This is a genomic window from uncultured Methylobacterium sp. (genome assembly GCF_964242245.1).
Classification (GTDB): Bacteria; Pseudomonadota; Alphaproteobacteria; order Rhizobiales; family Beijerinckiaceae; genus Methylobacterium.
The window spans coordinates 36,182-50,017 of record NZ_CAXTBY010000018.1 but is presented as its reverse complement, the minus strand read 5'-3'; the positions used below and the strand labels follow the sequence as shown (position 1 = coordinate 50,017).

The 13,836-nt window shown below is 72.1% G+C and carries 14 protein-coding genes and 1 tRNA gene; 8 read left to right on the top strand and 7 right to left on the bottom strand.

Annotated elements, in window-relative coordinates; all coding sequences use genetic code 11:
- Positions 1–1,352: NAD(P)/FAD-dependent oxidoreductase (locus ACFE8Y_RS06760; RefSeq protein WP_375463628.1), on the bottom strand; the 1,352-nt coding region annotated here is incomplete at its 3' end.
- 205 nt (positions 1,353–1,557) lie between these two features.
- Between ACFE8Y_RS06760 and ACFE8Y_RS06755 the strand changes: the two genes are divergently transcribed.
- Together ACFE8Y_RS06755 and ACFE8Y_RS06750 are read left to right on the top strand one after the other, a co-directional pair.
- Entirely contained in the window at positions 1,558–2,418 is an 861-nt protein-coding gene (locus tag ACFE8Y_RS06755) for a uracil-DNA glycosylase family protein (RefSeq protein WP_375463627.1), read from the top strand.
- Between the two features lie 98 nt (positions 2,419–2,516).
- Positions 2,517–3,425: a neutral zinc metallopeptidase gene (locus ACFE8Y_RS06750; RefSeq protein ID WP_375463626.1), complete on the top strand. Its 909-nt coding sequence runs from the start codon at positions 2,517–2,519 to the stop codon at positions 3,423–3,425.
- A 108-nt stretch (positions 3,426–3,533) separates the two neighbouring features.
- Here ACFE8Y_RS06750 and ACFE8Y_RS06745 read toward each other — a convergent pair.
- Positions 3,534–3,608: transfer RNA gene (locus ACFE8Y_RS06745), tRNA-Val, on the bottom strand.
- Between the two features lie 208 nt (positions 3,609–3,816).
- On the opposite strand from ACFE8Y_RS06745, the gene ACFE8Y_RS06740 reads away from it, so the two are divergent.
- On the top strand, positions 3,817–5,160 hold the full coding sequence (locus ACFE8Y_RS06740; protein ID WP_375463625.1) for a glutamate--tRNA ligase: 1,344 nt from the start codon (positions 3,817–3,819) through the stop codon (positions 5,158–5,160).
- A gap of 2 nt (positions 5,161–5,162) precedes the next feature.
- On the opposite strand, the gene ACFE8Y_RS06735 is transcribed toward ACFE8Y_RS06740, so the two are convergent.
- Genes ACFE8Y_RS06735 through ACFE8Y_RS06725 form a run of 3 tightly spaced genes read right to left on the bottom strand, consistent with a single transcriptional unit; the run spans position 5,163 to position 8,116 of the window.
- The gene (locus ACFE8Y_RS06735; RefSeq protein ID WP_375463624.1) at positions 5,163–5,504 is read right to left on the bottom strand and encodes a DUF1491 family protein; all 342 of its coding nucleotides are present in this window, start codon (positions 5,502–5,504) and stop codon (positions 5,163–5,165) included.
- A 55-nt stretch (positions 5,505–5,559) separates the two neighbouring features.
- The gene (locus tag ACFE8Y_RS06730; RefSeq protein WP_375463623.1) at positions 5,560–6,213 is read right to left on the bottom strand and encodes a peptidoglycan-binding protein; all 654 of its coding nucleotides are present in this window, start codon (positions 6,211–6,213) and stop codon (positions 5,560–5,562) included.
- 31 nt (positions 6,214–6,244) lie between these two features.
- Positions 6,245–8,116 carry an ATP-binding protein gene (locus ACFE8Y_RS06725; protein WP_375463622.1) on the bottom strand — a complete coding sequence of 624 codons (1,872 nt, stop codon included), beginning with the start codon at positions 8,114–8,116 and terminating at the stop codon, positions 6,245–6,247.
- Between the two features lie 278 nt (positions 8,117–8,394).
- Here ACFE8Y_RS06725 and ACFE8Y_RS06720 point away from each other — a divergent pair, with 278 nt between their 5' ends.
- The 3 genes from ACFE8Y_RS06720 to ACFE8Y_RS06710 all read left to right on the top strand — a co-directional run bounded on the left by ACFE8Y_RS06720 (position 8,395) and on the right by ACFE8Y_RS06710 (position 10,059).
- A complete protein-coding gene (locus ACFE8Y_RS06720) occupies positions 8,395–8,748 on the top strand; it encodes a hypothetical protein (protein WP_375463621.1) in 354 nt (117 codons plus the stop codon).
- 106 nt (positions 8,749–8,854) lie between these two features.
- On the top strand, positions 8,855–9,901 hold the full coding sequence (gene cydB, locus ACFE8Y_RS06715; RefSeq protein ID WP_375463620.1) for a cytochrome d ubiquinol oxidase subunit II: 1,047 nt from the start codon (positions 8,855–8,857) through the stop codon (positions 9,899–9,901).
- Positions 9,898–10,059 carry a hypothetical protein gene (locus ACFE8Y_RS06710; RefSeq protein ID WP_375463619.1) on the top strand — a complete coding sequence of 54 codons (162 nt, stop codon included), beginning with the start codon at positions 9,898–9,900 and terminating at the stop codon, positions 10,057–10,059. Before cydB ends, ACFE8Y_RS06710 begins: the two co-directional genes overlap by 4 nt.
- 7 nt (positions 10,060–10,066) lie before the next feature.
- On the opposite strand, the gene ACFE8Y_RS06705 is transcribed toward ACFE8Y_RS06710, so the two are convergent.
- The gene (locus ACFE8Y_RS06705) at positions 10,067–11,188 is read right to left on the bottom strand and encodes a DUF2336 domain-containing protein (RefSeq protein WP_375463618.1); all 1,122 of its coding nucleotides are present in this window, start codon (positions 11,186–11,188) and stop codon (positions 10,067–10,069) included.
- Positions 11,189–11,312: 124 nt separating this feature from the next.
- The gene (locus tag ACFE8Y_RS06700; protein WP_375463617.1) at positions 11,313–12,332 is read right to left on the bottom strand and encodes an aldo/keto reductase; all 1,020 of its coding nucleotides are present in this window, start codon (positions 12,330–12,332) and stop codon (positions 11,313–11,315) included.
- Between the two features lie 213 nt (positions 12,333–12,545).
- On the opposite strand from ACFE8Y_RS06700, the gene ACFE8Y_RS06695 reads away from it, so the two are divergent.
- Together ACFE8Y_RS06695 and ACFE8Y_RS06690 are read left to right on the top strand one after the other, a co-directional pair.
- Positions 12,546–13,430 (top strand): sulfite oxidase heme-binding subunit YedZ, encoded by an 885-nt coding sequence (locus ACFE8Y_RS06695; RefSeq protein WP_375463616.1) that lies wholly within the window; start codon positions 12,546–12,548, stop codon positions 13,428–13,430.
- Positions 13,431–13,504: 74 nt separating this feature from the next.
- Positions 13,505–13,834, top strand: coding sequence for a hypothetical protein (locus tag ACFE8Y_RS06690; protein WP_375463615.1), 330 nt, complete (start codon positions 13,505–13,507; stop codon positions 13,832–13,834).
- Positions 13,835–13,836 lie beyond the last annotated feature (2 nt).

Sequence of the window (13,836 nt, the reverse complement as noted above, 5' to 3'; positions counted from 1 at the left end):
CCGTCGGGCTTCGGGTAGACGATCGGCGTCACCTCGGAGAGCGGCTTGGTGCAGGCGTAGTCCGGCTTGCCATGGGCCAGCGTGCCGAACAGCGAGGTGTTGAGCAGCGTGTTGGCCCACATGTCGAGGCCGCCCAAGCCCACGCCCGCGAGCGTCCCGTACCGCGACCAGAGCGGCTTGACGTTGCGCACGGCCTTGAGATCGGTGCCGATCGGGCTGTCGCGCCAGCCCGCGTCGTAGTCGGTCAACTCGTCGCCCTGGCGCCCCGCCTTGAGCGCCGCCGCGATGGCATCCGCCGCCTGCATCCCGGAGAGCACCGCGTTGTGAGAGCCCTTGATCCGCGGCACGTTGACGAAGCCGGCCGAGTCGCCGACGAGGCAACCGCCGGGGAACACGAGCTTGGGCACCGATTGCCAGCCGCCCTCCATGATGGCGCGCGCGCCGTAGCCGATGCGCTTGGCGCCCTCGAACACCTCGCGGATCATCGGGTGCGTCTTGAAGCGCTGGAACTCGTCGAACGGCGACAGCGTCGGGTTCTCGTAGTTCAGGTGCGTGACGAAGCCGACCGAGAGCAGGTTGTCGTCGAAGTGGTAGAGCCACGAGCCGCCGCCGGCCTTGTTCGGCAGCGGCCAGCCCATGGTGTGCTGCACGAGGCCCGGCTGGAACTTCGCGTCGCTGAGCTGCCAGAGCTCCTTCACGCCGAGGCCGTACTTCTGATGGTCGCTGTCCTTGTTGAGCCCGAACCGGTCGATCAGCGTCTTGGTGAGCGAGCCGCGCGCGCCCTCGCCGAAGACCACGTACTTGCCCCGCAGCTCCATCCCGCGGGTGAAGTCGTCGCGCGCCGCGCCGGACTTGGCGATGCCGAGATCGCCCGTGGCGACGCCGACCACGACGCCGCGATCGTCGTAGAGCACCTCCGAGGCCGGAAAGCCCGGATAGATCTCGACGCCGACCGCCTCCGCCTTGGCGCCGAGGTACTTCGCGACGTTGGAGAGCGAGCCGACGAAGTTGCCGTGGTTGCTCATCAGACGCGGGAAGAACAGGTTCGGCATGCGCACGCCGCTGTTCCGGGTGAGGAACATGAACTCGTCGCGCTCGACCGCGGTCTTCAGCGGCCGGTCCGGATCGTCGCGCCAGTCCGGCACGAGGACGTCGAGGCCGGACGGATCGACGACCGCGCCGGAGAGGATGTGCGCGCCGACCTCCGAGCCCTTCTCGACGACCACGACGCTGATCTCGTCGCCGGCCTCGGCCGCGCACTGCTTCAGGCGGATGGCCGCACTGAGCCCGGCCGGCCCGGCGCCGACGATCACCACGTCGAAATCCATGCCCTCGCGTTCGGGTAACGCCATCGCTGGAGGTCTCCTGCCCTCGTTTCTTATGCGCCCGACCGGGGCGCCGATCGTCGGCGCGCGGCCGACGATCCCTTCGGTGTCGTTCTCAACCCATTCCAGAGTGGGAATGCAAGCGGTGCGTTTCAGCGGTCCCGCCCTGCGGCCTTTCGTGAGGCTCGGGCGCGTGTTGTCCACGGGCGAACCGTGCCCCACATGACCGCTTATGACTTCGCAAACGGACGCGCAGCGCGACCTGATCGCCTACCTCGACTTCCACGTGGAGGCCGGTGTCGACGCTGCCCTCGACGAGGCGCCGCACGACCGCTTCCGCGAGCCCGAGACGGCGGCGCCTGCCCTGCGTCGCGGCGCATCGCGCGGGGCGAAGCCGGCGGCTCGCCCGGAGCCGCCGCGGCACGAAGCGCCCCCCGCCCGGTCGGGCGCACCGCGGACTTATGGGCAGTCGGCCGCGGCCAAGCCGGAGGAGGCTGCCATGGACGCCCGCGCCCGCGCCCGTGAAGTCAACAGCCTGGAAGAGCTGGAGGCGCTGCTCGCGCATTTCGACGCCTGCCCGCTGAAGTTCACCGCCAAGAACCTCGCCTTCGCCGACGGCAACCCGGCGGCCAAGCTGATGTTCATCGGCGAGGCGCCCGGCGCCGACGAGGACCGCGTCGGCAAGCCGTTCATGGGGCGCTCCGGCCAGTTGCTCGACCGGATGATGGCGGCGATCGGTCTCGACCGGACCTTGGCCTACGTCGCCAACGTCGTGCCGTGGCGCCCGCCGGGGAACCGCGAGCCCACGCCGCAAGAACTCGCGATCTGCCGGCCGTTTCTCGATCGGCAGATCGAGCTCGTCGATCCCGACATCATCGTCTGTCTCGGCAGCCCGGCGACGAAGGCGATCACCGGGACCAAGGACGGCATCCTCAAGGCGCGCGGACGGTTCTACCCCTACAAGCTCCCGAACCGCGAGGTGCGGGCGCTCGCCACCCTCCACCCGGCCTACCTCCTGCGCCAGCCGGTGCAGAAGCGGCTCGCGTGGCGCGACTTCCGATTGCTGCGCGCGGCGCTGGACGGCAAGGCTTGACCGTCGGCGCGGAACCGCCTCCCCGGCCGCGCCATTACAGTCCGGCCCGTCGATGGACGGCTTGAGGCCGAGGACGGCTGAGAACAGGGCGGCTGAGCATGCGTTGGGACGACTTCCGCAGTTCCGACAACATCGAGGATCGCCGCGGCGAGGGCGGCGGCGGAGGCATCGGGTTTCCGGGTGGGGGCGCCGGGGGCCTGGGGATCGGCACGATCGTCGTCATCCTGATCGTGAGCTGGGTCACCGGCATCAACCCGGCGATCCTCCTCGGCGGCGCCCAGCAGTTCAACCGCGGCGGCCAGCAGCAGGAGCAGGCGAACCCGCAGACCGAGTCGCGGCGGCGGACCGCGCCCACCGACGACAGCGGACGCTTCGCGTCGAAGATCCTCGGCAACTTGGAAGACGTCTGGAGCCAGATCCTGCCGAACCAGACCGGCAAGCCGTACACGCCCACCACGATGGTGCTCTACACCGGCGGCACCCGCAGCGGCTGCGGCTCGGCCCGGGCCGCGATGGGACCGTTCTACTGCCCGCTGGACAAGAAGGTCTACCTGGACACGAGCTTCTTCAAGGAGATGTCGACCAAGTTCGGCGTGAAGGGCGACTTCGCCTACGCCTACGTCATCGCCCACGAGGTCGGCCACCACGTCCAGGACGTGCTCGGCATCCTCGGCAAGGTCCAGGCGCGCCAGCAGCAGGCGTCGAGCCAGGGCCAGTCGAACTCCCTCTCCGTCCGCATCGAGCTGATGGCCGACTGCCTCGCCGGCGTCTGGGCGAAGAACTCGAACGACAAGTACAATTCCCTGGAGCAGGGTGACATCGAGGAGGCGATGAACGCGGCGAGCGCCATCGGCGACGACAAGCTGCAGAAGCAGAGCCAGGGCTACGCCGTCCCCGATTCCTTCACCCACGGCTCCTCGGAGCAGCGCCAGCGCTGGTTCATGAACGGGTACAAGAGCGGCCAGACCAAGGCCTGCGACACGTTCCGGACGGCCAGCGGCGGCTGATCGGACGCCACGTCCATCGCGGATGGAGCGGCAAACCGCGCCGCGCCTTCGACGATAGCAATCCCGGACACGGGGCCTGCCGCCATGGCTGCGATCAGGAGGGCAGGATGGTGGACGGTGCAGGGATCGAACCTGCGACCTTTCCCGTGTGAAGGGAACGCACTACCGCTGTGCTAACCGTCCTGAACCGAGCGGGCGTCGATGAGCGCCGCGACCCGAGACGATCCCCGCCGAAGCGTGCCGTCCCGAGCGAGGGCCTTCTAGGACCGCCCGCGTCGCCGCGTCAAGGCGCCGAACAGGCGTCGCGATGCGGCGGCGCGCACCTTCGATACGCCGAGGCGTCGATGCCGGCCTGTGGTCGGCGAGAGCAATTGATGCTTAGAGGACCCGCATGTCCCCGCTCGTCCGCTTCGCGCCGTCGCCCACCGGCTACCTCCACATCGGCAACGCCCGACCGGCGCTGCTGAACGCGCTGTTCGCCCGGACCCACGGCGGCCGCTTCCTGCTGCGCCTGGACGACACCGACCGCGAGCGCTCGACGGAGGTCTTCGCCCTGGCGATCGAGGAGGACCTCGCGTGGCTCGGCATCGTGCCGGACCTGCGCGCGCGCCAGTCCGAGCGCTCGGCGGCCCACGGCGCGGCGGCGGACCGGCTCAAGGCCCTCGGGCGGCTCTATCCCTGTTACGAGACGCCCGACGAGCTGGAGCGGCGGCGCAGGCGTCAGCTCGGCCGCGGCCTGCCGCCGATCTACGACCGCGCGGCCCTGGCCCTGACCGCGGCCGAACGGGCCGAGATGGAGGCGCAAGGGCGCATTCCGCACTGGCGCTTCAAGCTCGAACCGCGCACGGTCGCCTGGGACGACCTCGTGCGGGGGCCGGCGCACGTCGATTGCGCCTCGCTCTCGGACCCGGTGCTGATCCGGGCCGACGGCAGCTACCTCTACACCCTGCCGTCGGTGGTCGACGATGCGGATCTGGCCGTCACCCACGTCATCCGCGGCGAGGATCACGTCACCAACACCGGGGTGCAGGTGCAGATCTTCGAGGCGCTCGGCGCCGCGATCCCGGTGTTCGGCCACCACAACCTGCTCACCACCGCGGATGGGGAGGGGCTGTCGAAGCGCCTCGGCCACCTCTCCCTGCGGGGCCTGCGCGCAGCCGGCTACGAGCCGGCCGCCGTGCGCGCGCTGGCGGTGCTGACCGGCTCGGCGGAGGCCGTGCGGGCGGTGGCGTCCATGGACGAGTTGGCCGGCCTCGTCGATCTCGCCGGCATCTCGCGGGCACCGGCCAAGTTCGATCCGCACGAGCTCGACGGCCTCAACGCGCGGCTCGTGCACGCGATGCCCTACGCCGAGGCCCAGCCCCGCCTGGAGGCGCTGGGCGTCCCGGACGCCGTGGCGGAGCCGTTCTGGCTCGCGGTGCGGGCCAATCTCCTGAAGGTGGCCGAGGCCGGCGACTGGTGGCGGGTCGTCGCGGGGCCGGTCACGCCGGTGATCGCGGACGCCGCCGTGGCGGCCGCCGCGCTGGAGACCCTGCCGCCGGAGCCCTACGGCCCCGAGACCTGGAAGGCCTGGACGCTCGCGGTCCGCGAGCGGACGGGCGCGAAGGGCCGGGCGCTGTTCATGCCGCTGCGCCTCGCGCTGACCGGTCTGGAGCACGGCCCGGACCTCGCCGGCCTGCTGCCGCTGATCGGGCGCGCGCGGGCGGCCGGACGGCTCGCCGGCGCGGTCGCGTAGGACTACTCGGCCAACTCCAGGCAGTGCCGGCCGGCGCGGTCGTCGATCTCGACGATCCACAGGTCGGAATCGAAGCGCAACTCCTTGGCGAGGCGCTCCTCCGCGTCCAGCGGCGTGCCGCCCGACAGGATGGGGCTGAAGCGGCGCCCGCCGGCATCGTCGGCCTCGAACAATGCCTGCGGCGCGGGCCCGTAGAGGTCGGCGCTGCCGTCGAGGCGATCGACCTTCACGAAGATCGCGCCGGCCTCCGCCGCGCCCCGGCGGCGCTGGACCGCGGAGATGCCCGCGACGCCCAGCCGCCGCAGGTGGGCCGAGACCCAGAAGTCGGAGCGCAGGCGCGCCATGGTTGCTCCCGATTCGAACGCGCTCCGGGATGGTCCAGGCCGGCGGCGGATGCAATCAGGCCGGCGGCAGGCCCGAGCTGGCGGCCAGCGCGCGCAGGGTTCGGCCGGAGGCTTCGCCCTTCACCGGCAGCTTGCGGTCGCGCTCGAACTTCTCGATCGCCGCCCGGGTGGTCGCGCCCATCACGCCGTCGGCCTTCAGGGGGCCGTAGCCGAGCTTGGTCAGCGCGCGCTGGGCCTGCATCACCGAGGCCTGCACCTTCGCGGGGGGCTGCGACTTGGGCGAGACCGAGGCCGTGGTCTCGTCGGAGCGGATGAGGTCGCCGATCGCGTCCCGCGCCGGCGCGCCCGCCGCCTCGACGATTCTGACCGGCGCCTTCGCCGGCACCTCGGCGGCTTTCGCCGGCGCGACGGCCGCAGCCGCGCCCTGCCGGACAGCGACCTTCGGCAGGATCGGGGCGGGGTGGCGCCCGACCTGGAATCCGAGGGCGTTCATCGAGACGACGACGACCGTCCCGAGCGCGACCGCGCCTCCGATCATGCCGCCGGGATTGCGCCGGCAGGCGCGGATCGTCCCGGCCACGAGCGCGCCGAGGGCCGCGCGCCACTCGGACCCCGGCGCCGGACGATCGGCGCTCCGGCGCCGCGCCTGGCCCGCCGGCCGGGCGCTCCGGGCCTCGCCGGCGACGGTGATCTCGCGATGGTCGGGCATCTCGGGCATCCTGTCTGTCACGTGCGTGGGTTCAGCCGGCGCGACGGAGGCGTGAGCCGTCCTCCGCCTCCCGCACGACCGTCGGCCCAGGGTCGAACAGGCCGAGGGGCAGGTGGACCACCGGGCCAAGCGCCGGGCCGGCGCGGCGCACCCGCGTCGTCATCGGCGCCGGGTTCGCCGCGGCATCGGCCGGGCGGCAGGCCCGCGGCAGGCTGACCGTGACGATCGTGCCCGCGTCCGGCGCGCTCTCCACGCCGATCGCGCCGCCGTGCAGGCCGACGAGGCCCTGCACCACCGAGAGGCCGAGCCCCGTGCCCTCGTGGGTTCGCTTGTAGCCGCCGGTCCCGGCCTGGAAGAACGGCGTGCCGAGGCGCGGCAGGTCGGCCTCCCGGATGCCGATCCCGGTATCGGCCACGATCAGGTCGAGGCCCGTCGCGGTCCGGCGCAGCGAGACCTCGACGCGCCCGCCCGCGGGCGTGAACTTCACCGCGTTCGAGATCAGGTTGATCAGCACTTGGCGGCAGGCGCGGGGATCGGCCGTGATCTCGACGGCGCCGGCGTCGATGGCCGGACTCAGCGCCACGCCGGCGGCATCGGCCTTCAGCTTCATCAGGTCGCAGCAGGTCCGCACCATCGCGGCGGCGTCGATCGCCTCCGGCGCGTAGTCGAAGTTCCCGCTCTGAATCCGGCTCATGTCGAGGAGCGTGTTGACCACGCCGAGCAGGTGCTGACCCGAGGCGCCGATGATGCCGGCATACTCGCGGGCGCGCTCCGGCGGCAGGACCATCGCACCCTCGCCCGCGAGCACCTCGGAGAAGCCGATGATGGCGTTGAGCGGCGTGCGCAGTTCGTGGGTGACGTTGGCGAGGAAGCGGCTCTTCACCTCGTCGGCCCGCTCGGCCTCCGCGCGGGCGCGCTCCAGTTCCTCCGCGTGGCGGCGGTGCTCGGTCACGTCGCGGGTCACCGCCACCACGCCTGCGGCCGAGGACGGGCCGCGCTCGATCCGGTGCGCACGCATCTCGGCGTGGATCAGCCGCGCCCCGTCCCGCTGCCGCGCGGCGGGATCGACGTGGAGGCGCAGTTGGATCGTCGCCTGCCGACCGCGGGCCGCGACGTCGCTGATCGCCTGCAGGAAAGCCGGGCGATCGGCCACGTGGATGCGTTCGAGCAGGCCGTGGCCGCGCAGGCGCAGCGCGTCGGTGCCCACGAGCCTCTCCGCGGAGGCGGAGGCCTCGACCACCCGGCCGTTGGCGTCGTGCCACGTGACGAGGTCGTCGATGGCCGAGAGCAGCATCCGGTCCCGGGCCTCGTTGTCGCGCAGCCGCTTGTGCCACTGACCCTCGTTGCGCATCTGCTCCAGCACCTGCGCGGCGACGTGGCCGATGGCGGTGATCGCGAAGACCGGCATGGCGACCGAGGCCGAGAGCCCCATCGGCGGAGCCGGGACGCTCCACGATCCGGTCAGCGCGACGGCCAGCGCGCCGGCGGCGGCGAGCAGCGCGGCGGCGACCGTCGCCCGCTTCGAGCCGGACACCACCGCCTCGAGGGGGATCGCGACGAGCCAGACGGTTGCGGCCGAATGCACGCCGCCGGTGAGGCCCGCGAGGCAGACGACCAGCCCGGTCAGTCCCGCCGATGACAGGGCATGGGCAATCCACAGCGAGCCGGTGCGCGACAGGATCACGGCGGCCAGCACCGGCAGGAACAGGCTCGCGACCGCGAGCACCTCGATGCCGGAGGGTACGCCCCGCCAGAGCAGGTAGGGGGGGAGCCCCGCCATCATCAACCCGCCGGTCGCGAGCCGCGAGACGAGGAACCGCTCGTGCCGAAACCGCAGGTTGGCGTCGTCGATCGCGGATTCGTGCACGAAGCTCGCGAGGCGGGCGTCGAGGAGCGCGGGCATGACATGTCGGATACGCAAAACTGATACACGCAGCGCACAAGGACCTCGTGGCCTTCGCGCCCCCCGGTTCGACTTCGAACGACTAGGGACGGACCGTCGCAGAGGCGGCTTAAATGAGTGTTGCGGGTGGCCCGGCGATGACCAGGATGCTTTCCGCATCGTAACCGGCCCCGGCCGTTCACCATCGCGACGGATTTCCGGGCTCGGGTGACGACGGCTTCAGGAAATCCGCGCGATCCTGCGGCCCCCGTCTCACGGCAGCTCCGGAAGCTCCCCTCATGTCGTTCCTGCTGCGCGCGGCGCTGGTGATCGGCACCCTGTCCTACCTCGCATCGATGCGCGGCGGGCCCGGCTCGCCCACGGGCGCGCGCGGCGGCATCGCCGAGCTCGCCGCGGCGGCGGAGAACGCGGTGCCGGCCGCGGTGGGGAGCCTGCCCGCGATGCCGAACGGCCCGGCGGACGCCGCGCGCGGCCTCTCGGCCGCCTGGAGCGCGATGTCGGCGGATGCCCGCCAGCACCTCGTCGGCACTGCGGCGGCGGAACTCCGGCGGCGCGCGGGTGCCTCGGCCTCCCGCGACACCCTCGCCGAGACCGATCGCAGAGCACCCTGGCGCGGCGCCGAGCCGCACTGACGGCCGGCAGCGGTCCCGGTTGCCGGGCTTGGCCCTGGCGCGCGGGCGTGTTCTAGCTCCGTCATGGGCCCGCACGGGTCGGGCGGTGCGATGAAGGCGTTCGGCGATGTTCGGGTTCGGCATGGCGTACGAAGGCGCCGCGTTCTGGCTGCCCCTGGTCTGGGCGGGGCTCCTGGGCCTCGCGGTCGCGATGTACGTCGTGATCGACGGGTTCGATCTCGGGGTCGGCATCCTGTTCACCGCCGCGCGCCGCGGCAACTGGCGGGACCGGATGATGCTCTCGGTCGCCCCGATCTGGGACGGGAACGAGACGTGGCTGGTGCTCGGCGGCGGCGGGCTGTTCGCGGTGTTCTCCGTCGCCTACGCGATCCTGCTTCCCGCCCTCTACCTGCCGCTGATCCTGATGCTGATCGCGCTGATCTTCCGCGGCGTCGCCTTCGAGTTCCGGTTCAAGGCCGACCGGTCGCAACCGGTCTGGGACTACGCCTTCCACTACGGCTCGCTGGCCGCGACCTTCGCGCAGGGCCTCGTCCTCGGCGCCTTCGTGCAGGGCTTCAAGGTCGAGGGCCGCGGGTTCGCCGGCGGGACCTTCGACTGGCTCACCCCCTTCAGCGTGATGACCGGGATCGGCCTCGTCTGCGGCTACGGCCTGCTCGGCGCCACGTGGTGCGTGATGAAGACCTCGGGCGAGCTGGAGGATTGGGCGCGGCGCAAGAGCAAGCAGTTCCTCGCCGGCACCATCCTCTCGATGGCGATCGTCAGCCTGTGGGTGCCGTTCCTCGGCCTGTCGATCCAGGACCGCTGGCTGTCGTTCCCGAACATCCTCTACGTCGCGCCGGTGCCGGTGGTGACCGCGCTGGTGTGCCTGCGCCTTCTGCGGTCGCTGGACGCCGGCCGCGACGTGGCGCCGTTCCTCCTGGCGATCACCCTGTTCCTGCTCGGCTTCCTCGGCCTGACGATCAGCCTGTTCCCGTTCATCGTGCCGCCCGCGATGACGATCTGGCAGGCGGCGAACGCCGTCAGCGCGCTCCAGTTCGCCCTGGTCGGCTACGCGGTGGTGATGCCGGCGACCCTGGCCTACACGGCCTACGCCTACTGGGTGTTTCGGGGTAAGGTCGCCGAGGACATCGGGGCCGGGGGCTACGGACATTGACCGGCGCGCGGCCCCCCGACGCCGGCGGCGAGGGGGCCGTCGGCGAGAAGGCCGTCCGGAAGGGCCGGCGCCTGATCTGGTTCGTCGGCTTCTACGCCTGCAGCCTGCTCGCCTTCACCGCGATGGTCTACCTGCTGCGCGCCGTCGTGCGGGGCTGAGGACCCGTCAGGAGGTTTTTCGGGCGCGGCCGGGCAGCGCCGGTCGGACGGGCGGCCGCTCCACCGCGGTCTGGCGCACCTTGGCGCCGTCCGGCGCGTGGTGGGGCCGGTGGGCCTCGGCGCTCGCGGCGCGCTCGCGCAAGGGACGGTCGAGGATGGCCGAGAGCAGGTCGCGGGCGGCGGCGCGCTCCGTGGTGCGGAACAGGCGCACGAGGTCGAACACCCGCTCGGCCGAGCGCGAGACCGCCTCGTCCAGCGTCAGGAAGACGTAGACGGCCTCCTCCTCGCGCAGGTCGGCGGCCCGCAGCCCGAGGGTGAGCAGGTCGTAGCGCGTCCCGGCATCGGGGGCAGCGCGCAGGAAGCTCTCCGGGAGCCCCAGGCCGTCGGCGAGCGCGTGGATGAAGCCCGGCACGTCGCGGGCGGCCGACAGCCCGATCAGGATGCCGCCGAGGTCGCGCGGCGGCGGCGGGCAGGGCCGCAGGGCCGCGGTCGCGGCGACCGTCTCGCGGATCGCCTCGCGGCGGGTCGGGTCGGCATGCAGGTAGAGCGGCGCCAGCTCGCCGGCCGAGAGGTCCGGGCGCGCCAGCAGCAGCCGCGCGAGGTCCGGGTCGGCGCGGGCCCGGCCGACGAGGTGGCCGACGCTCTCTCCGCGCAGGACGAGGCCGGTGTTGCCCGCGAGCACGCGGTCGATCGCGGGATCGGCGCGCCGCGACAGCTCGGCGACGGTGGCGCGGTCGAGGCCCGGCCGGGCGGCGATCGCCGCGCCGATGTCGGTGCCGTCAGCCAGCGCCGCCTCGATCAGACCGGGCGTCAGGGCACGCGCCGAGCGCACAACGATGTCGCGCACGCGCCCGCCGCGGGCGGCAAGCTTGGCCAGGACCGACACGGGGGTGTCCGCGAACGGACCGAGCTTCTCCGCGACGATGATCGCGGTGCTCTCGTCGACGATCGGGATGAGGCCGCCCGCGAGCGCGGCGAAGGATTCCAGTTGCGCCCGGTCGCGGTTGGCCGCCTGCACGAACAGGTCGGTCTGCACCCGCAGTATCACGGGCTTCAGGTCGAGATGGGCGATGCGGGACAGTTCGATCAGCCCGGACAGGTCCGGCGCGACCTCGACGGATGGGGGCATGGCACTTCGAAGGACGCGAACGCGGGATCGACCGTGACGCTAGAGGCGCGTGCGTGAATCGACCTTTAAGCGGCCCCGGAGGGCACCGTGCCGTCCTGCGCCAATCCCGGACGCCCCGCGCGCTTTATGCGCCTCCGCCGCTGCGCGGCACGCGTCCCTCGATCGGGTAGGCAGGGTCGTTGTAGCCGGGCGTCGAGGGATGGCCGGTGGCGACGAGGCCGTCGACGAGCGCCTCGTCCGCGTCGGTGAAGGCGTAGCCGAGGCCGCCAAGGTAGTCGTCCCACTGCGCCCGCGTGCGCGGCCCGGCGATGACCGCCGTGACGGCGCGGTTGTTCAGCACCCAGGCGAAGGCGAACTGCCCGGCGGTCAGCCCGCGCCCCTCCGCATGGGCCTTCAGGGTGCGGGCGATGCGCAGGGATTCCGGGCGCCACTCGGTCTGCATCATCCGCGCGTCCTGGCGCCCGGCGCGGGTGTCGGCCTGCGGCGGGGCGTCGGGATCGTACTTGCCCGTCAGCACGCCGCGGGCCAGCGGCGAGTAGGGCACCACGCCGAGGCCGAAATGGTCGCAGGCCGGCAGGTGCTCGGTCTCGGGCATGCGGTTGAGGGCGTTGTAGTAGGGCTGGCTCACCACCGGCCGGTCGATGCCGGCCTCGTCGCACAGCCGGCAGATCTCGGCGATGCGCCACGCGCGGTGGTTCGAGACGCCGAAGTGGCGGATCTTGCCCTGGCGGACGAGGGTCTCCATCGCGCGAACCGTCTCGCAGAGCGGCGTCGCGTGGTCCTCCCTGTGGAGATAGTAGACGTCGATGAACTCCGTGCCGAGGCGGCGCAGGCTCTCCTCGGCCGCGCGCAGCACGCGGACCCGCGACAGGCCGCGGTCGTTCGGGCCGTGGCCCATCGGGTTCGCGACCTTGGTGGCGAGCACCCAGGCATGCCGGTCGGCCGCGATCGCCCGGCCGGTGATCTCCTCCGAACGGCCGGCATTGTACACGTCGGCGGTGTCGATGAAGTTCACGCCCGCCTCCCGGGCGCTCGCGATGATGCGACTGGCATCGGCCTCATCGGTGGCATCCCCGAACATCATCGTGCCGAGGCAGATCGGCGAGACCTTCAGGCCGGAACGGCCGAGCGTGCGATACTGCATCGGTGGGACTCCTGCGTCGTGCGGGTCCGCGCTATCTCGGTGCGGGCCGCGCCCGGTCAACCGTTCCTGCGCCTTTCGGAATCTGGCGGTCGCGTAACCGGAACCGGACCACGGCGAATACGAGGTGGAGGCCCCGGTCCCGGCGGACGCCCCGCCACGATCAGGCCGCGCCGAGCGGCGATCCGAACCCGACATCCGATGCGAAGCCCATCCATGATCCAATCCCTGCCGCTCCCCTGGCTCGACCGCGCCGGGCGCCCCTCGCGCCTGAAGCTCGCCGCCTTCGTCCTCGTCGTGGCGCCGGCCGTCTACCTCGCTGCGGCCTACGCCCTGAACGCGCTCGGCCCGAAGCCGATCACGGCGCTGATCCACGGCACCGGCGAGTGGACGATCCGCTTCCTCCTGGCCTCGCTCGCGGTCACGCCGCTCCGGCGCGTGGCGAACTGGCCCAAGCTGATCGTCCTGCGCCGGATGCTCGGCGTGACCGCGGCGGCCTACGCGCTCGCCCACCTCGCGCTCTACGTGGTCGATCAGAACCTCGACCTCGCCAAGGTCGTGTCGGAGATCGCGCTGCGGTTCTACCTGACGATCGGCTTCGTCGCGCTGCTCGGCCTGGTCGCGCTGGGGCTGACCTCGACCGATGCCGCGATCCGGCGGATGGGGCAGGGCTGGAACCACCTGCACAAGCTGGTCTACGCGATCGGCATCCTCGGGCTGCTGCACTATTTCCTGCAATCGAAGATCGACGTGTCCGACCCGGTGTTCTGGACCGGCCTCTTCGTCCTGCTGATGGGCTGGCGCCTGATGCAACGTGTCCGTTTGCCGATGCGGCCGTGGTCGCTGCTGCTGCTCGCGGTCGGGTCCGGCCTGCTCACGGCGGGCCTCGAGGCGGCGTGGTACGGCTTCAAGAGCGGCATCCCCGCCGACCTCGTGCTCGGCGCCAACCTCGACTTCTCCGACGTGATCCGCCCGGCCTGGTGGGTGCTCGCGGTCGGGCTGCTGCTGCCGGTGGTCAACCTGGTTCGCGGGCAGGCCGGCACCCGCAGGGCGGAGGCGGTCCGGCCGGATCGCCCGCGGCGCGTCGCACCCGCCGAGTAGCCGCCTTGTTCCGGCCCCGGCCCTGGCCCAGAACCTGCCGCGGCCCGTCGGCGGGCCGAGGAGGATCCTGCCCCATGCGCGGTCTGCGCCGTCTGCGCCGATCTTCGGTCGCCCTCGCGATCGTCCTGAGCCCGGTCGCGGCGCTCGCGGCCTGCCCGCTTCCGGAGGCACCGCCGGCCGCACTGAGGCCGCAGAAGCCGGCGCTGCCGCAGAAGCCCGCCTGCCTCGACGCCAAGGGCGGCTGCCCAGGCTGGGAGGCCTACAGCTACAACGACGCGATCAAGGCCTACAACCTTCAGCTCCAGGCCTTCCGGCCTCTGGCCGAAGGCTACCTGCAGAAGCTCAATGCCTACGTGAAGGCCAGCGCAGACTACGCGCAGTGCGAGGTCAAGTCGCTGCAGTAGCA

Bases quoted from the DNA above. Each gene is read 5' to 3' on its own strand.
- ACFE8Y_RS06695 (WP_375463616.1), top strand. From the start codon at position 12,546: ATGATCCAATCCCTGCCGCTCCCCTGGCTCGACCGCGCCGGGCGCCCC.
- ACFE8Y_RS06740 (WP_375463625.1), top strand. From the start codon at position 3,817: ATGTCCCCGCTCGTCCGCTTCGCGCCGTCGCCCACCGGCTACCTCCAC.
- ACFE8Y_RS06705 (WP_375463618.1), bottom strand. From the start codon at position 11,188: ATGCCCCCATCCGTCGAGGTCGCGCCGGACCTGTCCGGGCTGATCGAA.
- cydB (WP_375463620.1), top strand. From the start codon at position 8,855: ATGTTCGGGTTCGGCATGGCGTACGAAGGCGCCGCGTTCTGGCTGCCC.
- ACFE8Y_RS06730 (WP_375463623.1), bottom strand. From the start codon at position 6,213: ATGCCCGACCATCGCGAGATCACCGTCGCCGGCGAGGCCCGGAGCGCC.
- ACFE8Y_RS06735 (WP_375463624.1), bottom strand. From the start codon at position 5,504: ATGGCGCGCCTGCGCTCCGACTTCTGGGTCTCGGCCCACCTGCGGCGG.
- ACFE8Y_RS06700 (WP_375463617.1), bottom strand. From the start codon at position 12,332: ATGCAGTATCGCACGCTCGGCCGTTCCGGCCTGAAGGTCTCGCCGATC.
- ACFE8Y_RS06725 (WP_375463622.1), bottom strand. From the start codon at position 8,116: ATGCCCGCGCTCCTCGACGCCCGCCTCGCGAGCTTCGTGCACGAATCC.
- ACFE8Y_RS06755 (WP_375463627.1), top strand. From the start codon at position 1,558: ATGACTTCGCAAACGGACGCGCAGCGCGACCTGATCGCCTACCTCGAC.
- ACFE8Y_RS06690 (WP_375463615.1), top strand. From the start codon at position 13,505: ATGCGCGGTCTGCGCCGTCTGCGCCGATCTTCGGTCGCCCTCGCGATC.
- ACFE8Y_RS06720 (WP_375463621.1), top strand. From the start codon at position 8,395: ATGTCGTTCCTGCTGCGCGCGGCGCTGGTGATCGGCACCCTGTCCTAC.
- ACFE8Y_RS06750 (WP_375463626.1), top strand. From the start codon at position 2,517: ATGCGTTGGGACGACTTCCGCAGTTCCGACAACATCGAGGATCGCCGC.